General features: G+C 45.5%; 13 protein-coding genes and 1 pseudogene. 10 read left to right on the top strand and 4 right to left on the bottom strand.

All coding sequences use genetic code 11. The features are described 5' to 3' along the window. Positions 1 to 42 precede the first annotated feature (42 nt). From C1H71_RS12510 to C1H71_RS12480, 7 genes are all read left to right on the top strand, one after another. Positions 43 to 1011 carry a serine/threonine protein kinase gene (locus C1H71_RS12510; RefSeq protein ID WP_130106833.1) on the top strand — a complete coding sequence of 323 codons (969 nt, stop codon included), beginning with the start codon at positions 43 to 45 and terminating at the stop codon, positions 1009 to 1011. Next, positions 1008 to 1913 carry a PP2C family protein-serine/threonine phosphatase gene (locus C1H71_RS12505; RefSeq protein ID WP_130106832.1) on the top strand — a complete coding sequence of 302 codons (906 nt, stop codon included), beginning with the start codon at positions 1008 to 1010 and terminating at the stop codon, positions 1911 to 1913. The genes C1H71_RS12510 and C1H71_RS12505 overlap by 4 nt, the downstream gene beginning before the upstream one ends. Continuing rightward, entirely contained in the window at positions 1913 to 2596 is a 684-nt protein-coding gene (locus C1H71_RS12500; protein ID WP_130106831.1) for a heparan-alpha-glucosaminide N-acetyltransferase, read from the top strand. Before C1H71_RS12505 ends, C1H71_RS12500 begins: the two co-directional genes overlap by 1 nt. Before the next feature lie 10 nt (positions 2597 to 2606). Continuing rightward, positions 2607 to 3839 (top strand): DUF3142 domain-containing protein, encoded by a 1233-nt coding sequence (locus C1H71_RS12495; protein WP_223145862.1) that lies wholly within the window; start codon positions 2607 to 2609, stop codon positions 3837 to 3839. Further along, positions 3826 to 5691 carry a hypothetical protein gene (locus tag C1H71_RS12490; protein WP_223145861.1) on the top strand — a complete coding sequence of 622 codons (1866 nt, stop codon included), beginning with the start codon at positions 3826 to 3828 and terminating at the stop codon, positions 5689 to 5691. Before C1H71_RS12495 ends, C1H71_RS12490 begins: the two co-directional genes overlap by 14 nt. 290 nt (positions 5692 to 5981) lie before the next feature. After that, complete coding sequence (rph, locus tag C1H71_RS12485; protein WP_130106830.1) at positions 5982 to 6698, top strand: ribonuclease PH; 717 nt, start codon at positions 5982 to 5984, stop codon at positions 6696 to 6698. A 282-nt stretch (positions 6699 to 6980) separates the two neighbouring features. After that, positions 6981 to 8249: a nitronate monooxygenase gene (locus C1H71_RS12480; RefSeq protein WP_130106829.1), complete on the top strand. Its 1269-nt coding sequence runs from the start codon at positions 6981 to 6983 to the stop codon at positions 8247 to 8249. A 216-nt stretch (positions 8250 to 8465) separates the two neighbouring features. Here C1H71_RS12480 and tgt read toward each other — a convergent pair whose 3' ends face one another. The 3 genes and pseudogenes from tgt to queA all read right to left on the bottom strand — a co-directional run bounded on the left by tgt (position 8466) and on the right by queA (position 11591). Continuing rightward, a complete protein-coding gene (tgt, locus tag C1H71_RS12475) occupies positions 8466 to 9581 on the bottom strand; it encodes a tRNA guanosine(34) transglycosylase Tgt (protein WP_188053244.1) in 1116 nt (371 codons plus the stop codon). Positions 9582 to 9686: 105 nt separating this feature from the next. Then, complete coding sequence (locus tag C1H71_RS12470) at positions 9687 to 10538, bottom strand: HDOD domain-containing protein (protein ID WP_130106828.1); 852 nt, start codon at positions 10536 to 10538, stop codon at positions 9687 to 9689. Positions 10539 to 10563: 25 nt separating this feature from the next. Then, positions 10564 to 11591, bottom strand: a pseudogene (queA, locus tag C1H71_RS12465) (tRNA preQ1(34) S-adenosylmethionine ribosyltransferase-isomerase QueA). A 204-nt stretch (positions 11592 to 11795) separates the two neighbouring features. On the opposite strand from queA, the gene aroQ reads away from it, so the two are divergent. From aroQ to accC, 3 genes are all read left to right on the top strand, one after another. Next, positions 11796 to 12251, top strand: a complete 456-nt coding sequence (gene aroQ / locus C1H71_RS12460; RefSeq protein ID WP_188053242.1) for a type II 3-dehydroquinate dehydratase — start codon at positions 11796 to 11798, stop codon at positions 12249 to 12251. Between the two features lie 45 nt (positions 12252 to 12296). Next, positions 12297 to 12752, top strand: a complete 456-nt coding sequence (gene accB, locus C1H71_RS12455; RefSeq protein WP_130106826.1) for an acetyl-CoA carboxylase biotin carboxyl carrier protein — start codon at positions 12297 to 12299, stop codon at positions 12750 to 12752. A 73-nt stretch (positions 12753 to 12825) separates the two neighbouring features. Continuing rightward, a complete protein-coding gene (accC, locus tag C1H71_RS12450; RefSeq protein WP_130106825.1) occupies positions 12826 to 14193 on the top strand; it encodes an acetyl-CoA carboxylase biotin carboxylase subunit in 1368 nt (455 codons plus the stop codon). A gap of 77 nt (positions 14194 to 14270) precedes the next feature. Here the strand turns inward: accC and C1H71_RS12445 are convergent, their stop codons facing one another. After that, entirely contained in the window at positions 14271 to 20801 is a 6531-nt protein-coding gene (locus tag C1H71_RS12445) for a response regulator (RefSeq protein WP_130106824.1), read from the bottom strand. Positions 20802 to 21263: the final 462 nt, after the last annotated feature.

Here is a 21263-nt window from a genome sequence, read left to right as displayed (position 1 = left end):
TCAAAATTAACAGATATACATCAGTATAACGAAAAGAGTCGGATGGCAACTCCAAGCAATCAACCGCTCGCACGCGGTTATCAACTCCAGAACTACACCATCGCCAAGTTATTGTCGGCGGGTGGCTTTAGTATTGTGTATCTGGCCCATGATGAGAATGATTATCCGGTTGCGATCAAGGAATACTTACCTAATTCTTTAGCGCTCAGAACCGCAGGTGATGTGGTACAAGCACGCAGCGAAGATAGCATTGCTTTATTTCGCCACGGCTTAAAGTGTTTTTTTGAAGAAGGTAAAACCTTAGCTCATATTCAACACCCTAATATTATACGAGTGCGCAATTTTTTCCGTGCTAATGATACGGTTTATATGGTGATGGAATACGAGCGTGGCCGCACATTACAAAAAGAAATTCAGCTTAAACACGGCAGAGAAGGAGTAGATGAAGGCCTAATTCGCCATGTTTTTTATCATTTACTCAATGGCTTACGCGAAGTACATCTAAATAAACTCTTACATTTGGATATTAAACCGGCCAATATTTATATTCGCAAAGATGGCTCGCCAGTATTACTGGATTTTGGCTCTGCACGGCAAACCTTAGCCCTAGAGCAAAGTAAGCTCACCCCAATGTATACGCCTGGTTTTGCTGCGCCTGAGCAATACAATAAAAAAGACCCACACGGCCCTTGGACTGATATTTATGGCATTGGGGCTAGCTTATTTGCCTGCATCGCCGGCACCGCACCACAACCGGCTGATTTACGCTTGAAAGAAGACAAGGTGATTAAACTGCACGATCGCTATGGGGATCGCTACTCACCCGAACTGATCGAGCTTATTTCGCAGTGTTTAAGTTTAGATCCTAGCCTGCGCCCACAAAGTGTGCCACAACTACAAAAACAACTATTGGAACGCGGCTCCGCACCGCTTAAACGCAGCGGCATTGTGAGTACTTTAAGACGTAAATGGGTCAAGTTTTCGAACAAAGGTCAGCTGGAAACAGAATGAAATTCACTGTATATCAAAATAGCCGCCAAGGCGGGCGTCGATATAACCAAGACCGTTTGGGCTACTCTTACAGCCGCGACGCGCTGTTATTAGTGGTAGCTGACGGCATGGGTGGCCATTTGCATGGTGAAATTGCTGCGCAAATAGCTGTTGAACTACTGACGGATCAATTCCAGAAAAAAGCACAGCCCTACCTTCGAAAACCTACGCAATTTCTACATGATGCCTTGCTGCAATGTCATAGTGCGATTGCTAATTATGCAAGCAATCATCAGCTACTTGAAATCCCACGCACCACCGTGGTCTGCTGCATAGTGCAAGACGGTGTTTTACATTGGGCTCACGTTGGGGATTCACGCCTATACGTTCTGCGTAAAGGAGAAATTTTACTGCAAACCCAAGATCACTCTAAAGTGCAGCAATTGGTGAATGATGGAAAAATCACCGCCGAAGAAGCCTTAATTCATCCAGAAAGAAATAAAATTTATAACTGCCTAGGTGGAACGCTCAAACCTGATATTGAACTAGGCAGCAAAATTCTCTTAATTGACAGCGATACCCTACTGCTATGCACCGATGGGCTTTGGGGCTCGGTGGATGAAAGCGATTTAATTCATTTTTTATCCTCATTTCCTGTTTTATTCTCTATCCCCCAGCTAATGGATAGAGCCGAATTACGTGCGGGTAAGTTTTCCGATAATATCAGCGCTTTGGGCATTAATTGGCATGATACGGATGAAGGCGTTTTCTCCGAAAACACCTTTGTTTCTACCCAAAAACTAGACCCAAACACCATTACCACACATATGGACCCACTAAGCAGCAGCGCTAATATCACCGATGATGATATCGAAGCCGCTATTGCTGAAATTCAAGCTGCCATCCAAAAATACTCCCAATAATGTCATTAGCACTCAGGCCGCGTAAGCCCCTTCCCGATCTACTGCGAGGCATTGCTGTTGCCTTAATGGTGTTTTTTCATTTTTCATTTGATCTAGCCTATTTTGGCCTTTGGTCAGTACAAACCAATATTGATCCGGAATGGGTGGCACTACGCACCTTGATCGTCAGCCTATTTGCTGCGGTAGCGGGGCTTTGCACAGGTGGGTGGCCAAGCTGGCAACGCCAGCTAAAATTACTGGCCTGTGCGGGGGCCGCCACGCTAGGCAGTTGGTTTATTTTCCCCAATGCCATTATCTGGTTTGGCGTACTGCACTTCTTTTTTGTGGCAGGCTTAATCGCCCCGCTATTTTTAAATAAACCCCATCTTTGCCTAGTACTGGGATTTGCGCTGATTTTGCTAGGAGTGCAGCTACAAGCCGCGTTATTTAATCAGCCCGCACTGGCTTGGTTGGGCATGATGACTTACAAGCCTAGAACCGAAGATTACGTGCCGATGCTGCCTTGGTTTGGAGTGGTACTGCTTGGCATGGCCGCCCAAGCCATGCTCCCAGCACAGTGGCTAGCCCAAGGTGGCCAACGCCAACTTGCCCCACTACGCTGGCTAGGCAAGCACAGCCTAATCATTTATCTACTACACCAACCCATCTTATTTGGCATGCTGGGGCTGCTGTTAAAAAAATAAGTGCCCTACCATGACACGATTAAAGTTAATGCTATGTGGCACAGCACTAGCTGCCATGCTGGCCCTTAGTAGCTTTTTTATGGCAAACCACCGCCCCAACACCGCTTGGGATCAACAAGCCTATATCTGGCAAAGAGTCTGGACAAAAGAGCACGCCGATGCCTTGCTGCAAAGTCGCAATCTATTCTCGGCTTTGCGTGTGCTGGCCTTGCAGCACCATTCACAAACTGGCTGGGCCAACTTAAGTATTGACTATGACGAACTCAAAAAAGATGGCCGCCCGCTCTGGCTGGTTGTGCGTTTAGACGAGCAATTAAATCCCGCTGACCGCCCCGCTATTTATCAGCATATCTTTGCCCTTACCCAAAGCTGGCAAGCTCGCGGCTTAAATCTGCTCGGGGTAGAGATCGACCACGATGCGGCAAGCGCTCGCCTGCCGGAGTACTTGCAGTTTTTGCAAGGGCTTAAACAAGGGCTACCGCCAGCCCTGCAACTGAGCATTACCGCTCTGCCTACTTGGAGTAGCTCGCCTATTTTTCCCAAAATATTGCAGCTAACTGACCAATCCGTATTACAAGTACATGCCGTGCTTTCACCAGAGCAGGGGCTATTTGATGCCAAGCTGGCACTTGGCTGGATCAAGCGCTATAGCCAATTAAGCGACCGGCCATTTCGCGCCGCCCTACCCGCTTACGGCATGGGATTAACGCGCGTGGGGAGTAAAGACTGGCAGGTCGAAAGTGAATCCCCACTGCGCATGGCAAATAACAAGCAAGAACTCACTGTTGCCCCTCAGCAACTGGCCCAATTTATTGAACAGTTACAAACGCAACGATTGCCAAGTTTGCAAGGCTTAATCTGGTTTCGGCTGCCTTTGGCGAGTGATCAACGCGCATGGTCGCTAAGCACGCTCAGCGCCGTTATTTTGCAGCAGCCACTCACCCCAAACTGGCAGGTCAAAATCCACAGCCTGCCCGCTAAACTAAACGAAACCAAGCAACTACATGATATTGTTTTGCACAATGCCGGCCCAGCTGATGCCCCCTTGCCTAGGCAAATCAGCATAGTCGCCAGCGACTGCCTAGCCGCAGACGCCATCGGCAATTACCAGCTGGCAAGCGATCGCTATCAACAACACTTTAAGCTGATTAAACCTGATCAGCTGCGTAGCGGGCAATCTCGGCCCATAGGCTGGCTGCGCTGCACATCTCTGCAAGAGGATAAAACACTTGTCAGTCCTTAAAGCCCTTCGCCAGCGCAATCCGCATCCGCTGATTATTCTGTCACTTAGTACTCTGCTGTTTTCACTGGCGGTCGATGCATGCGGGCCAGATTTTCCCAACCGCTTACTGATGAATAGAACCGCCACCCTCTTAGCCCTGCCCAAGGGTAACTATGCATGGGAGGCCTCGCGCCTGACGCCGAAAGATCCGCAATTGCCAACTTGGAAAGCCGCAGCACCAGCCAGTTTGCCGCCAGCAGCACAAATACAAGCCATGCGTGCCGCACCCAATATCGATGCCGCATGGAAAGCAGGAGCTGGCCTGCCCATGGCTGCCCGCCTTTACACCAAGGCTGCACTCGCCTTTTCACTGCATGACTCTCAAGCTGCAGATTACTTCAGACAAGTACTGGCCCTGCCAAAGAGTGATCAAGCCGAATGGCATTTAAAAGCACTGTATTCCTTAGGTAGAACATTAATTGGTGATGGTGTAAAAGATCCCAATAATCGTGAAACCACGCCGCCCATACCGCTTTCTAAAGCAGAGAGCGAGCAGGCGATTGAGGTTTTTCAACAGCTGATCGATGCCGTTAAAAATGGCGCAGCAGACCCTGACTTGCTATCTCTAAGCAGCCTTGGGCAACAAGCGCGTATTTATTTTAGGCAAAAAAACATCCCACTCGCGGCGCAGCACTACGCCCGCCAAGCGGCTCAAGGTGACCCAGAAGGCATCGCTTCCCTGACGTTTATCTCTGGCTATCTGGCTAAAAACAATGAGTCGTTGCGTAGCAGCATCCAAGACCCGCTAGTCCAGCAATTAATCACCATTGAGTTACTCAGCCACAGCGGTAACAAACAATTTATAGATCCAATTTTAACCCTGCTCAGCCAGGCCAATAAGCAACAGGACAACGACAAGCTGGCGGCGCTGGCCTATCGCTCCGGCAAATACACCATGGCCGAAGCCCTAATAAAAAACAGCAGAGATAGTGGGCTCGCTTGGTGGCTACGGGCAAAAATAGCACTGCGCCAAGGCGATATTCCTGCAGCCACCGCAGCCTACGCCAAAGCCGCTGCGCAGTTTCCCAGTGAAAGTAGCTCCAGCTATACAGACGCCCCCACCACCCGCATCGCCGCCGAACAAGCGCTGCTGGCGTTGCACCGTGATGACTATTTGCAAGCGATGGATTTACTCTATCGCTCTGGCCAATACTGGATGGACGTGGCAGATGTGGCTGAGCGCGTGCTCACCGCTGACGAATTAAAAAACTTTGTAGATCAGCATACCCAGGCTGCTGCCCCGCTACTCAGGCCCGTAATCGAAGGCAACGATAGCTATCTGCAACGCCATACACCATCAGTCAAGCTAAGAGAGCTACTCGCACGCCGACTAATGCGGCTTGGCCGCTACTCAGAAGCACAAAGCTACTTTGAGGCGCCTAATTATCGCGAATGGGCCCAACAATTTGCTCAACAGCGCCAGATTGCTGATGATCCCAAGGTAGATAAGCCTAAGCGTGCCCAAGCCTATTTTCGGGCCGCTACTCTGCTGCGCGCGCAAGGAATGGAATTTAGCAGCTATGAAATGACGCCAGATTACAGTGGCACCAGTCTACTGGAGGATGCCTTTAAGCCCATGGAGCAAAACGCCCGCTGGATTAGTAAGTTGGAAGCCAGCCGAGCTCAACAATCACTGCCCGAATCTGACCAACATTTTCTGCATTACCGCTGGAAAGCTAGCGCGCTTGCAGTATTAGCCGCCGATCTGTTGCCCCCAAAAGCCAAGCCTATGCTGCCGTACTCTGCAAGGGAGCCAGCTGGGTTATTCAAAAGGATAGTAAAGCGGGCAGCCAGCTTTATCTACGCTATATAAAAACTGGCAAGCAGTTTGACTGGACGCCAAAATTTGGCTATCAGTGTCCTGACCCAGACTTTACTGCCCTTAAATCATAAATAGCACGAGCAATCATGGCTCTGGCTTACACCCAATTACAAGGAAGCTCTGCCAGCCACCCACAACCGGATCAGAGCGCTGCAACATATCCGTCATATAGCGCCTGTACTGTGTAAATGTGACTTATTGCAGGGCGTAAAATTGCTAAGCGATGGCGAGGCACAACATCGGTATAATCCACCCAACTAAAATATAAAGAGACCGAACCCATGCGCCCTTCCTCACGCCGTAACGATCAACTTCGCCAAGTACGCATTACTCGCCAATACACGCGTCATGCCGAAGGCTCGGTGCTGATTGAATTTGGCGATACCAAAGTGCTGTGCACTGCTTCGGTAGAAGAAAATGTACCACCATTTTTAAAAGGCAAGGGCAAGGGCTGGGTGACTGCTGAATACGGCATGTTGCCACGCTCCACCAATACCCGTATGCGCCGTGAAGCGGCACAAGGCAAGCAAAGTGGCCGCACCCAAGAAATCCAACGCTTGATTGGCCGATCATTACGCGCCGTAGTCGATATGGCGGCTTTGGGCGAGCGCCAAATTGTGATTGATTGCGATGTCATTCAAGCCGATGGCGGCACGCGTACTGCGAGTATCACCGGTGCTTTTGTCGCCATGACCGATGCCATCAATGGCTTAATTGCCGCTGGTAAACTAGAAAAATCACCGATTCGCGAACATGTTGCAGCCATTTCAGTAGGAATTTATCAAGGCAAAGCGGTATTAGATTTGGATTATCCTGAAGATTCAGACTGTGAAACAGATATGAATGTGGTGATGACCAGTAGTGGAAAATTCGTAGAAGTCCAAGGAACTGCCGAAGGCGTAGCATTTACTCGTCAAGAAATGAATGCATTATTAGACTTAGCCGAACAAGGCATAAAAGATTTGATCAGCATGCAACAAAGCGCGCTAGCCAGTTGATTTAGATCATAAATTACTGCATTTAATGAGAAATAGTATTTTAAAAATCGCCACTGATTGGGGATTCAAAACGCAAAAAAAGCGTTCGCGCAACAATTACCTCTATTCAAATGCTCATTTTAATTTGAATTTACCCGCAAAATTCCCACCCTCGCGGTGTTAATGCGATAAAAATATGCGGTGCCTAGGCTCTGCTCAAGCCGAACTTCAGTAATATGAAATCTGCTTGAGCAGCACTAGAAGGTTTAGCCCCTTTTTGATTACTTGGTTAAAGTACAAACGATGAAACGTGTAGATGATTTCCGCCTTCGCTTCGGCAAAAAAGAATTAGTGCCGATCATGATTGGTGGCATGGGTGTTGATATTTCCACCGCTGATTTGGCGCTTGAAGCGGCTCGTTTAGGTGGTGTAGGCCATATTTCAGACGCAATGATCAATACAGTGACGGATCGTCGCTACAAAACCAAGCAAGTTAAAGAAAAGCTCCAACAATACAAACACAATGTAGCTAACTCGGATAAATCCGAAGTTCAGTTTGATTTAGGCCGCCTAGAAGAAGCCACCAAGCTGCATGTAAGTAAAACCATGGAAGCAAAACGTGGCGACGGCATGGTTTTTATCAACTGCATGGAAAAACTCACCATGAACGCCCCGAAAGAAACACTTCGGGTCCGTTTAAATGCAGCTTTAGATGCCGGCATTGATGGTATTACCCTAGCAGCTGGCTTACACCTTGGATCTATGGGGCTGATCGAAGATCACCCGCGCTTTCGTGATGCCAAGCTAGGCATTATTGTTTCTTCCGTACGTGCCTTACAGTTATTTCTGCGTAAAAACGCCAAGCTGAACCGCCTACCCGATTATGTGGTGGTAGAAGGCCCACTAGCCGGCGGTCACCTAGGCTTTGGTATGGACTGGGCGCAATATGATTTGGCCACCATCGTGGCCGAAATTCATCAGTTTATGCTGGACGAGCATTTAGATATCCCCGTTATCCCTGCTGGCGGCATTTTTACTGGCTCTGACGCTGTTACCTACCTAGAAGCGGGTGCTGCAGCAGTGCAGGTGGCTACGCGCTTTACTGTATCGGAAGAATGTGGCCTGCCTGCTGACGTGCAGCAAGAATATTTCAAGGCCAGCGAAGACAATATCGAAGTCAACCAGATCTCCCCAACGGGCTACCCGATGCGCATGTTAAAAAACAGCCCATCGATTGGCGCGGGTATTCGCCCTAACTGCGAAGCTTATGGCTACCTGCTCGATGCCAAAGGCAACTGCAGCTATATCGAAGCCTATAACCGGGTAATCGCCATCCAGCCAGACGCGAAGCGCATTAAAGTCATGGATAAAACTTGCCTATGCACGCATATGCGCAACTTTGATTGCTGGACCTGTGGGCACTATACCTATCGGCTAAAAGACACCAGCCATAAGCTGGACAACGGTAATTATCAAATTTTAAGTGCTGAACATATTTTTAATGACTACCAATACAGTACAGAAAACAAAATCGCCCTACCGGTTAAACTAGAGCTTGAATTAGCAAAATAGCGCTATGGCATACCGCACCAAGCGTGGCTAAAAAAACGGCACAGAGCAATCTATGCCGTTTTTTTCAGTTATGTAAGCGGCAACAATCAAAGTTATTTTTTAAATTGAGATCAATCGGTGGCACCGCCCCCTTCTTAAACTCAGTCAATAAAAAAGGCCATGTAGAATAATTCTATATGGCCTTTTTTCGCAAAATACTTATTTAGTCTGCGCCAATCAATCTACCCCGCGTGCCCTATCCGTGTGAAACTCAGCCACGTGCTCAGTAAAGCGATCTTCTTCAATTGCAGCACGCATTTCTGCCATCACCACCTGATAGTAATGTAAGTTGTGGATGGTATTAAGCTGCGCGGCCAAAATCTCGCCCGTGCGAAATAAATGATGCAAATAGCCTCGGCTAAAATTTTTGCAGGTGTAGCACGTACAAGTTGCATCTAAAGGGCGGGTATCGAGCTTGTGTTTGGCATTTTTTATTTTTACATCGCCAAAGCGTGTAAATAACATGCCATTCCTTGCGTTGCGAGTGGGCATCACGCAATCGAACATATCAATACCCTGACTTACCCCATACACGAGGTCTTCAGGCGTGCCTACACCCATTAGATAGCGTGGTTTGTTCACTGGCAGTTTTGGGGCGGTATGCGCCAAAATCCGCGCCATATCTTCTTTAGGCTCGCCCACCGACAAACCACCAATGGCCATGCCGTCAAAGCCGATATCGACCAGACCGGCAATTGATTCATCACGCAAGTCTTCATACATGCCGCCCTGCACAATGCCGAACAGCGCATTGGGATTTTGCTGCGCATCAAATTCAGCACGGGAGCGCTTAGCCCAGCGGTAAGACATGCGCATCGAATCCCCAGCTTCTTGGCGGGTAGCAGGGTAAGGTGTGCATTCATCAAAAATCATTACGATGTCAGAATTAAGCACCGTTTGGATTTTCATGGACTCTTCGGGCGTTAAAAATAATTTATCGCCATTAACAGGACTTTGGAAAGTCACGCCTTCTTCGGTGATTTTGCGCATCGCGCCCAAACTAAACACTTGGAAACCACCCGAGTCAGTCAGGATCGGCTTATCCCAGCCCATAAATTCATGTAAGCCGCCAAATTGCTCGACCACTTCTAAACCTGGGCGCAGCCACAGATGAAAGGTGTTACCAAGACAAATTTGCGCACCAATTTCTTTTAAATCGCGCGGGGTCATGGCTTTAACCGTGCCATAAGTCCCTACCGGCATAAACACCGGTGTTTCCACCACACCGTGGTTTAAGGTCATCGTGCCGCGGCGAGCGCCGCTACTGGTCGCTTTTAATTCAAATTTCAGCATTTTTTTTCCTAAACGCCGCCAGAAACACAGTCCAGCGCGGGACGCAAGATTACCGCCAAGCCAGCTGCAAAGCAATCAAACTAGGGGGATAAATCGGCGGCAATTTTATCGAAGCAGCATTTGCTGGCCGGTATCGACCAGATCTTCAAACTCATCAAGATCAAAGCCTAGATGCTGGCGCAAGAGTAGCTCTATCTTTGGCCATTCGGCGTGCTCAGGCTGATTATGGCTCAATTTGACAATGTGCTCAGCCAAGCAAGCCAAGGCAATTAATGTGCAAATAGACTGCCAGTCGCCGACTGCAGATTGTTTGAAAACCTCAAAATTATGGACATGTAAAATGGCTAAGCTCGTTGAACTAGGCAGATACCATGTTCTTGCCAATAAATAGCCCACCACATTATGGCTTACACCATATTGCTGATCTTCATTGCTGATTAACTGTGATTTGGATAGTGCTTCTTCACCACAAATAGCGGCCACATAATTTGGAAAACGAGCAGCCATAAGTGGCTTACCGCAGTTCAGAAATAAACCCAACGTATAAGCGTCATCCGCCGATACACCATGTACCGACTCCGATAAAAACGCCGCAACCATAGCGATTGAGTTTGATGATGCCCAAAAAATAGATAAATCATCTTGGGTAGAAGGCGACAGCACTTGGCGCAACACCACGCCTTGCACAATATTAGAAAGGTTTTTCAAACCTAATAATTGCAAGGCCTGTTGCACCGAGGCAACCCGCGTCGCAAGGCTAAAAAACGGAGAATTCACCGTTTTAATCACCGCCGCCGAAAGTGCAACATCAGCGCTAATAAGCCGCGCTATTTTAGCGAAATCCGGTGAGCTAGAATGCTGCTCGTCTTCCAAATCCAGTAGAATATCAGGCCGAGGTGGTATCACCATGCCACGCATTAATGCTTTAGCGTCTTCTGCACTCATTTCACTCAGCACGACAACCCCTTCTCAGCGTGACCACTTACTTTAGATTAGCAGGCTCTAATAACATCGCATCGCCATAGCTAAAAAATCGATATTCCTGCTCTACCGCGTACTGATACGCCGCCTGCATCGTTTCAAAACCAACAAATGCCGCCACTAACATTAAGAGCGTTGATTTTGGCAGGTGAAAATTGGTAATTAAACGATCCACCACTTTGAATTGATAGCCTGGCGTAATGAATATATTGGTGTCACCCATAGGCTCGGCCAAAAATCCGTTTTGTGACGCTGCCTCCAGTGCACGCAAGCTTGTCGTACCAACCGCAATCACTCGCCCCCCTCAGCCTTCGCCTTTTCAATGAGAGCAACGGTGGCCTCAGGAATTGAATACCGCTCAAAATGCATAATGTGTTCACTTACGTCATCTGCCCGTATAGGCTGAAATGTTCCTGCGCCAACATGCAAAGTCAGAAATCCCGTTTTCACCCCCATCGTGTGTAACTCGGCAAGCAGCTCCGGCGTAAAGTGCAAACCAGCGGTGGGAGCGGCTACCGCGCCAGGATCTTTAGCGTAGATGGTTTGATAACGCTGGGCGTCTTCTTCATCAGGCGTATGCGTAATATAAGGAGGCAGCGGCAGCTGGCCTGCTTGCTCCAAGATATCTAAAACGCTTTGATCACCATCAAAGCGTAATTTAAATAAGTCATCTTTGCGCTCGATCATGGTGGCGAGCCAACGATCTGCAAAAATCAACTTTGCACCAGGTTTAGGGGCCTTGGATGAGCGGATATGTGCCAGTGCTGTATGCTCATCTAAAACACGTTCAATTAAGGCTTCAATCGCACCTCCTGTGTCTTTTTTACCAAAGACCCGCGCCTTGATGACCTTAGTATCATTAAAAATGAGCACATCACCAGCGCGTAAAAACTGCGGTAGCTGGCGAAAGTATGAATCTTGCCGTGCCAAGCCTTCAATATGTAAGAGACGGCTTGCTCCACGGACTTCTGGTGGGAACTGGGCAATCAAAGATTCAGGCAAATGGTAATCAAAGTCAGCAACTTGCATGCAAAACAGCCTTTTTATTAATGTAACAAAACTACAAAGCATGTATCGCCTTGTATGATAAAACCCGCACTCAGCTTGGCTTAACACACTTTCAAACAATCGTTTTAGAACGTGTTTTCACCGAAATTACCCACTTTTTCTGGACAAATTCGCACATACTGCGGCAAACTTCGCCCAATGATAGGCAACAACAGTGAACAGCGGATGCAAAACACACGCAGTATCCTCGTACTACATGGCCCAAATTTGAACCTGTTGGGCTCAAGAGAGCCACAGCATTATGGGGCGGATACACTCGCCACCATCAATACTAAGCTAGTTGAACTAGGACAGCAGCGTGCGGCACGCGTCGACGCGTTTCAATCGAACCGCGAATACGAGCTGATTGATCGCATTCATGCCGCCCGTTTGGACGGCACAGATTTTATCATTATTAACCCCGCCGCGTTTACGCATACCAGCGTTGCCATCCGTGACGCGCTGGCTGGGGTGAAAATTCCTTTTGTTGAAGTCCACCTATCCAATGTTCATGCTCGTGAATCGTTCCGACATCACTCCTATTTTTCCGACCTTGCGGTTGGCGTTATCTGCGGTCTAGGCGCGTATGGTTATGAATGCGCACTGGAATTCGCACTCCGTTTTACTCCCCAAGCCAGCTGATTTAAATCAACGCTGATAAATTCTCAATATAGAGAGGAGCCCCCTATGGATTTGCGCAAACTTAAGAAACTGATTGATCTAGTCGAAGAATCTGGCATTGCCGAGCTCGAAGTGACCGAAGGCGAAGAACGCGTTCGAATCACCCGTGTTAATCAGAACATCCCTGCCTATGCGCAAGCAATGCAGTATCAGTTGCCCCCAGCCGCGCCAGCAGCACCTGTTGCAGTAGCCGTAGCCGTAGCCGCCGAAGTTGAAGCACAACCCGAAGGCTTTGTGGCTAAATCACCGATGGTGGGTACTTTCTACCGCGCCTCATCGCCAGAAGCGAGAAACTTTGTAGAAATTGGCCAGCAAGTTAATGAAGGTGACACGCTGTGCATTATTGAAGCCATGAAACTGCTCAATGAGATCGAAGCCGATAAGTCTGGCGTGATTAAGGCCATCTTGGTCGAAAACGGCCGCCCTGTTGAATATGGCGAGCCACTATTTATTATTGGCTGATAATTCATTGCCGGTGAGCACTAAGCGGTGAGGCCTTGCCCCGCTTAACTCCTCACTCCTCACGGAGTAAACCATGTTTGAAAAAATTCTGATTGCTAATCGCGGTGAGATTGCGCTGCGCATTTTGCGCGCCTGCCGTGAAATGGGCATAAAGACCGTGGTCGTTCATTCCGAAGCCGACCGCGAAGCAAAATACGTTAAATTAGCCGATGAATCTGTCTGCATCGGCCCAGCTTCATCAACGCTCAGTTATCTGAACGTGCCGGCACTGATCGCCGCAGCCGAAGTCACAGAAGCGCAAGCCATTCACCCTGGCTACGGCTTTTTAAGTGAAAACGCTGACTTTGCCCAGCGCGTTGAAGAATCAGGCTTTGCCTTTATCGGCCCACGCCCAGAATCTATCCGCCTAATGGGCGATAAAGTCTCTGCCAAAGACGCCATGAAAGAAGCTGGAGTGCCTTGCGTACCTGGCTCAGACGGTGCATTGCCAGACGATCCTGTTGAATTAATGAAAATTGGTAAAGCCGTTGGCTATCCAGTGATTATTAAAGCCGCAGGCGGTGGCGGTGGCCGCGGTATGCGCGTGGTAAATAACGAAGATGAGTTGATTGCCGCCGTTGAGCTGACAAAATCAGAAGCGGAGAAATTCTTTGGCAATGCCATGGTTTACATGGAAAAATACCTGCAAAACCCGCGCCATATTGAAATCCAGATTCTAGCCGACCAACACGGTAATGCTATTTATCTGGGCGAGCGTGATTGCTCTATGCAGCGCCGCCACCAAAAAGTGATTGAAGAAGCGCCAGCACCAGGCATTACCGATACACAGCGTAAAAAAATTGGCGAAACCTGCACTGCAGCGTGCCGCAAAATTAATTACCGTGGTGCAGGCACATTCGAGTTCTTATTTGAAAATGGCGAATTCTATTTCATTGAAATGAATACCCGTGTTCAAGTTGAGCATCCGGTGACCGAAATGATTACCGGCATTGATATTGTACAAGAGCAGATTCGTGTGGCGGCTAATTTACCGCTGCGCTATACACAAAAAGACGTGAAACTCAAAGGCCATGCCATTGAGTGCCGGATTAATGCGGAAGACCCACTGAAGTTTATCCCTAGCCCAGGAAAAATCACCACTTACCATACCCCTGGCGGCCCAGGCGTGCGCGTAGATTCACACGTTTACCAAGGTTATACCGTGCCATCGTTTTACGATTCGATGATAGGCAAAATCATTACCTACGGTGATGACCGCGCTCAAGCCATGGCGAGGATGCGTATTGCGCTATCAGAAATGGTGGTACAAGGAATTAACACCAATATTCCATTGCACCAACAATTGCTTTTAGATGAAGCCTTTATTAAAGGCAGCACCAGCATTCATTATCTAGAACACAGAATGCCAGAAATCAGAAAGCAACTCGAAGGGAAAATCTAACTTTCCACAAAAAAAGCACCGTACAAAATACGGTGCTTTTTTATATCTAAGCCTCATTCGTCATTAGCAATAATACATTAATGCAAAGTGATATTTTCTACCTTACTCACTGCAGCGCAAAAGCTTTGCATCGCATGATCTAATTGATTAAGCACCAACAATAACTCATCTCCTAGCTCGCCTCGCTTAAGTAAAGCCTCCGCTAAAGTAGCAAATTGAGTGGCATCATTGACGGATAAATTAGCGACCGCTCCTTTCAGTGAATGCGCAGTTCTATAGGCTGTTTCTATATCATTTTTTGCTAAAGCAGCACGAATTCGCTCTACATTATCATTCTCAGTGCTGGCTAATTGCTGAATAATCAACCAATAAATCTCGACATTTTGGCCTAGTCTCACCAAGCCATCTTCAATATCTAAACCTGCTACTCCAGCGAGTGATTGTAGTTTTTCTAAATCACTGCTAAAGAGTTTACTTATTGGCTTGCTTTGAATTAAAGCATCAAACTCCTCCTCATTATCCTGCCCTTTCAAAGCGATATTGGCCACGCCAACATATACGCGAGTATTGCCATCTGCGCTTAAACGGTGCTGATACCAATATTGTAAACGCTCGAATAATAATGCGGGATCAATTGGCTTGGTAATATGCTCATTCATCCCTTCTGCTAAGCAGCGCGCCCTTTCTTCATTAATAGCATGGGCTGTCATAGCTATAATTGGCAAACAATCAAAAGTATTATCACTGCGAATCAAGGCGGTAGCTTCATGGCCATCCATTTGGGGCATTTGTAAATCCATTAATACACATTGATAATGTTTAGGGCCATATTCAAATATTTTTTCAACCGCCTCATCCCCATTATTTGCCAAGTCGACGCTAACTCCCGCAGAGCGCATTAACTCAAGGGCTATCTGCTGATTCACTAGATTATCTTCAACCAATAAAACTCGCATACCTTTTAAATCAGGCACAACATCAGTACGGGTAAATGAAGCCACATCACGTAATAACTCAGGCGCAAAAACAGTGAGCAAGGTGTCCACTACCATAGACTGATTTATTGGCTTAAATAAAAAACCATCCACTACAGTTGATTCAGCTTCAACTCGGATATCTTCACGGGTGTAAGCCGTTACCAAAACCACAGAAGGTATTTTATTTAATCGTTTATCCGCATTGATACGGCGAGCGAGCTCTAAACCATTCATTTCTGGCATTTTCCAATCGGTAAATACCACGCTATACGCCTGCTCGATTGCATCAGCTCGATGTAAATTAACCAAAGCATCTTCACCAGAAGGCACTGTATCCACCGTAAAGGTTAAGCTTTGTAAGGATTGCTTTAAAATCTCCCGCGCCACAGCATTATCATCCACCACCAAAATCCGCATACCCCGCAAATGACTAGGTAAGCGAGTAGAAGGATGGGCTTGTACGGCTTCTCGCTCAAAAGTACAGCTAAAAGTAAATACAGAACCACGATTAGGCACGCTTTCTACACCGATACTACCGCCCATCAACTCCACCAAGCGCTTAGATATCGATAAGCCTAAACCTGTTCCTCCAAATTTTCTTGTGGTACTACTATCAGCTTGACTAAAGGGTAGAAAAAGCTTTTCACATTGCTCAACCGTCATCCCCACGCCCGTATCCCGCACCGAAAATCTAAGAGTTACCGTTTTAAGATCAGAGCTCATCAAAGCACAAGTAACATGGACTTCGCCTTCTTGGGTAAATTTAATGGCATTGCTAACCATATTAATCAATACCTGCCCGAGCCTAAGGGGATCGCCTACCAAATAGCGCGGCACATCAGGGTGTACTTGAAACAGATATTCAAGGTGCTTATCTTCTGCTTTACCTGAAGTCAACGTCGCAATATTGGCTAATACCTGATCAAGATTAAAATCAATTCTTTCAATCGAGAGTTTACCCTCCTCAATTTTGGAAAAATCTAAAATATCATTAATAATTCCTAACAAAGATTGCCCTGCATAATGAATCTTTTGTAGATAATCGCGCTGCCTATCACTTAAATCAGTTTTAAGTGCTAAATGCGCCATTCCAATGACAGCATTCATTGGCGTTCTAATTTCATGGCTCATATTGGCTAAAAAAGCACTTTTGGCTTGCGTTGCTGCTTCTGCGGTTTGCTGAGCAATTTTTAATTCAGTGATATCAATTGAAATTCCACCTAAGGCGTATACGCTGCCATCACTATCACGAATCGGAAATTTATGTGTGAGAAATGTATGCAACCCATCACTCAGTTGCACTTCTTCTTCCACTCGCACAGGGCGGTTTTCTTCAATCACTAAGCGATCTTGCACCAAAAAGCGCTTAGCAACCTCCGCCCCACTAATCTCTTCATCATTCATTCCCACTAAGGATTGTCCTGAACGATTATAGAGCTCAGCTAAGCGTAAATTGTGGCGCAAATATCGCCCACTTAAATCCTTTAAAAACACCAAGGCTGGAGAGTATTCTAAAATCGATTCCAGCATATTCCGATTGCGTTCCAGCTCATCGGTGCGTTTAGCCACCAAAGATTCCAAACTTTGATAGGTTTGGGCATTTTCAATCGAAATAGTGGCCTGAGCCGAGAGCCATTCCAATACTTGTCTACGTTGCATAGAAAAGGTATTACTAATCGTACTGTGCTCAAGATAAAGCACACGCCGCACCGTACTACTCCGACCCAAAGCACGGCAGAGAATAGAAGCTGGGCGGTGCTGAGAAAAATAAGTATCACCGCGAAATTCTGAAAATTGCGTCAGCTCATCTAATAGCGTTATTTGCCCAGTATTAAAAACAAAGCGTAATAAGCTTTCTGGCAAAGCAACCTGATCAAAGTTTAAAATAGCCTCAATATGAAGTTGATCACCCTCTCTAACTACAATTGCACCACGCTCTGCTCCTGCCGCTTCAATAATAATTTTTAATAAGCGCCCTAATAATGGCTGCAAACCCACTTCGCTAGAAATAGCCTGCACCGCACGCAAAATAGCCAAGGTGTCTAAGCTATCTAACGCGTGTAATGCATCAATATCACTTTGGCTTCCATACAATTCATGCATTGGTAAAACTTTTAAGTGCAACTCCACTCGTCCCATTAAGGCCAAAGCATGGCATTGCCGGTAGCAGTTTACTGCTTGGCTTAATATCTGTTGAATAGATTCAAAAGAGTAATTTCTTTCTTCCAGCCATAATCCCAATATTTCATGAAAATAGCCTTCATCTAATAAAAAGCCTCTTTGTTGAGCTAGCCGTATTGCATGCCGATATAAAAGCTCTGCATCTTCAAAATGATTATCCAGCCGTGCTTGCTCTGCGCGCAAAAAAGCCAGTTTATGCTCAATATTGTCTGGAGTGCCATCACGGGAAATTTGTTCAAAATAATGAACGATCTTGCCCAAGGTCTGCAATAGCGTTTGGCGTTTACTACCAATACTTTGTCTTGCTAGCGCAGCAACTGCTAAACCATAAGAAAATTGCCAAGTTAAATTTAAAACATAGGTAGAAGGATAATTCGTACCAATTTTCTCAGCCAATTGCAATGCTACTGCAAATTCTTGCGAATAAACCAATAAAGTGAGCTGCGCAATATTTAACCCAGCCATCACAATTGGCACAGCCCCCCACACCTCACAAAACTCATCGACATTAAAGTGTTCACTATTTAAATCACTTAATGAGATTGTTTCACCATGTAAAGCCCTTGCCGCGGCCTCAAAAGGAAGGGATAAACTCACAGGAAAAACCACATCATGAGTTAAACAATATTGGGCAAGTTGCTGATGGCTGGCAATTACATCCAGCATACTGCGCCCAAGCAAAAAATGATTCCAAGGCTTAGCCACTAGCACATAAGCCCCATATACCAAATCATGTGCTTTTAATGCTAAATTAAAATTTTCATCGAGTAAGGGCAGTGTCGTTTCAGCATGCAAAGTCCAATGATTAATGTTCCACGTATAATAAGTAAATGCACGGTTATATCCCCACAAATCAAATAATTTTTCCCTACTTAATTTCAAGCCTATGTCAGAAATTTCTCGCGCATCACTGTAATCTTTAAAATTAGAAATCAATGTAATTCCCAACAATGTATAACAAAGAGGGGAAAGTAATGCATTACCAAAAGCAATAGATCGATTAACACCCAACACCGAAATTAATGAGAAAAAATGGTAATTAACAAAGACAGCGGATTCAGAAACAGATGCAATAAGTTTTAAAATAGCATCTGTTTCTGCATCTAGCGCAAGTGGCAAATCGTATAAGCTTGAATATTTTTTACTTAAAAAATAATTTCTGAATATCACCATTTCTTTTTGAAACAAAAAATCCATAGTGGCACTATCATTGGCGGCAGGAATAGCTAAACCAAATAAAATTAGCCCTTCTCGGCCAACTTCAATATTTTCAATCATTCGCCCTTTTCGACTATAAAATATACTTTGCCGAATGCGTGCCTGTGCCTTGTCTAAAACACTTGAGCCATGCTGCAATAATATCTCTATTAAATTTTCAAAGCGCTCATCTAAATTACATAAATCACAGGACTCTGCTGCATTTAAGTGAATATCGAAAGTAAGCTGATAATTTGTTTGCCAAGCATCATCTGGCAGCAGGGAGAGTGCCGTTTCTAAATAGAAAATAGCAGCTTGATAAGCCATTGCGGATCTAGCCTTTATGCCTACCTTTAAATTAAGCTGTGCATATACAATACGCTCTTGTGGCAGTTTAACTTTCTCTAAGCCATAATTGAGTTGATCTACAATTTCAAACAAAGGGGTTTCAGTTGCCTCTACTGAAGTTTTCAGTAATAGGCGGCGACCAATTTCTAAGTGTAATGAATTTAAATTTCTATTTTTATCAGTACAATATGCTGCTTGCTGAACTCTATCATGTGAGAATTGAAATACTTTTTGTAGCCCAACATCACTCACTGCCAATAATAAACCATCGTGTAATGCAGGCGCCAGTCTAAGTAATGCATCTGCTTCAGAGCATTTTTCTACGATAGCTAATAAATTTAAATCAAACTGTTTACCAATACAGGCTGCAGTTTGCAGTACATATTGTGTTTCTTGAGAAAAATTATTTAAATGCTGAGTCATTAAATCAACCACATTATCAGCAGCATCTTGTAAACGCGCTTGATCTAGTTTCCAGTGCCACGCATTATCAGCATAATTAAAATAAAGCTGCCCTTTTACTTGCATATTTTTTAGAAATTGTCGTGAGTAAAAAGGATTTCCTTCTGTTTTGCTCATTAATAATTGGCTTAGCTCAGCAGCTTGCGAAATATTGCGACACGTATCTTTAATCATTTCATGTAGATGTTCAGCGCGTAAAGGCATCAGAGTAATTTTTTCAATACATGCCTTCGTTTTATTTAGCTCATTAAGCATATTCATTAATGGGTGATTAATGTTTACTTCATTCTCACGATATGCTGCAATTATTAATAAATGAGAGCCAACGCTATCTCTAAAAAAAGACTGTATTAAGGCTAATGAAGAAAAATCTGCCCACTGTAAATCATCTAAAAACATAACTAATGGGTGCTCTTTACTTGCAAATAAGCCAAATAATTGAGAAAACAAATCATTAAACCGCCGCTGAGCAGCATCACCATTTAATGGTAGTGCAAGTGGCTGGCTACCCATAATTCGCTCTAAATCTGGTAAAACATCGATCACTATTTGAGCATTTTCGCCCAAAGCGGCGACTAATTTATCCCTCCACAGAGTTATTTCATCCTGTTTACTTGATAAAACCTGCCTTAGTATTTGCTTCAATGCTTCAATTATCGCTGAATAGGGCATATCTCTATGGTATTGGTCGTATTTTCCAACGATTAGCTGCGCATCATGGCTCTCGATATATCCCCTTAATGAATGCACTAATGCAGACTTTCCCACCCCAGAATAGCCACCTAGCATGCATAAGATAGTTTCATCATTAGCTGCACGCTGTACCATCTCTTTTAGATGACGTGATTCTTGCTCACGCCCATAAAGGTGATCTGGAATCATAAACTGTGAGCCAATATCCGCCTCACCCAGTGCAAATAAATGGATTTCACCTTTGGTTTCTAATTGCTTAATACAAAGTGAAATATCAGCAACTAAACCTTTAGCCGTAGCATATCTAGCCTCTGGTGATTTCGCTAATAATTTAAGAATGAGGTTCGAGACCTGCTGGGGCAATAGCGGATTAAGCAAAATAGGGGCTTGCGGTGAAGAAGACATTTGCTGATGCGCTAAATCGAGTAAATCATCCGCAAAAAATGGCACCTCGCCAAGTAGCCATTCATAAAAAATAATGCCTAACGAATACAAATCACTACGTTTATCTAGCTGAGCGAGTCGCCCTGCTTGCTCTGGCGAGGTATAACGTAAGCAATGCAAACTCAAAGCCGTTTCGTCAGCATGCGGCGGCTTAATAATGAGCCCTAAATCCGTAAAATTTAAAAACTCAGGCCGCAATGTACCATGCACGCCTTTTTTATCGTGCCAGAGTGCTAGCTGCTCTGCTAATTGCAAAGCTTTATTCAAACAAGCCAGTAAGTCTAAACTGGAGTCATTTATTTTCACCAACTCTTCCACCTTAAAATAAAACCTGATTATGTCTCTTGCTCAGCCACGCCTTCACACGCGCATGAGGCCTGAGTAAGGTAAGTGTGGAATAAGGGCGCTCCACGTCAAAACCAATTAAATCGTCTGAAATTAGCACTGCCGTACAGGTCACTCAATCAAGGGTTCCGGTGCAAGAGACATAATCAAGAAATAGAACATGCCATCACTCAATGAGATGTTACAGATGCTGTTGTTAAAATCCTCAAAGAACTGCTTTTATTTTATAAAACATTAGCGTAATTTGCCCAAATGCTTAAGGTGAAACGAGCTAATACTGGATTAGCCATTCTATAACTGACAAATAGTTATCCTAAAAAAATAGCTCACTTTTAAAATAGAGCCGCCGCCATTCTTTTTATATAAAAGGCTTTCTCATGGTGGGTACGGCTAAACTTAAATCACTTTAAACTAGGCTCTGTT

Source organism: Iodobacter fluviatilis (assembly GCF_004194535.1).
GTDB lineage: Bacteria > Pseudomonadota > Gammaproteobacteria > Burkholderiales > Chitinibacteraceae > Iodobacter > Iodobacter fluviatilis_A.
The sequence above is the reverse complement of the archived record's forward strand: the minus strand, read 5'-3'. Positions and strand labels throughout refer to the sequence as shown.

Bases quoted from the DNA above. Each gene is read 5' to 3' on its own strand.
- C1H71_RS12510 (WP_130106833.1), top strand. From the start codon at position 43: ATGGCAACTCCAAGCAATCAACCGCTCGCACGCGGTTATCAACTCCAG.
- C1H71_RS12505 (WP_130106832.1), top strand. From the start codon at position 1,008: ATGAAATTCACTGTATATCAAAATAGCCGCCAAGGCGGGCGTCGATAT.
- C1H71_RS12500 (WP_130106831.1), top strand. From the start codon at position 1,913: ATGTCATTAGCACTCAGGCCGCGTAAGCCCCTTCCCGATCTACTGCGA.
- C1H71_RS12495 (WP_223145862.1), top strand. From the start codon at position 2,607: ATGACACGATTAAAGTTAATGCTATGTGGCACAGCACTAGCTGCCATG.
- rph (WP_130106830.1), top strand. From the start codon at position 5,982: ATGCGCCCTTCCTCACGCCGTAACGATCAACTTCGCCAAGTACGCATT.
- C1H71_RS12480 (WP_130106829.1), top strand. From the start codon at position 6,981: ATGAAACGTGTAGATGATTTCCGCCTTCGCTTCGGCAAAAAAGAATTA.
- tgt (WP_188053244.1), bottom strand. From the start codon at position 9,581: ATGCTGAAATTTGAATTAAAAGCGACCAGTAGCGGCGCTCGCCGCGGC.
- aroQ (WP_188053242.1), top strand. From the start codon at position 11,796: ATGCAAAACACACGCAGTATCCTCGTACTACATGGCCCAAATTTGAAC.
- accB (WP_130106826.1), top strand. From the start codon at position 12,297: ATGGATTTGCGCAAACTTAAGAAACTGATTGATCTAGTCGAAGAATCT.
- accC (WP_130106825.1), top strand. From the start codon at position 12,826: ATGTTTGAAAAAATTCTGATTGCTAATCGCGGTGAGATTGCGCTGCGC.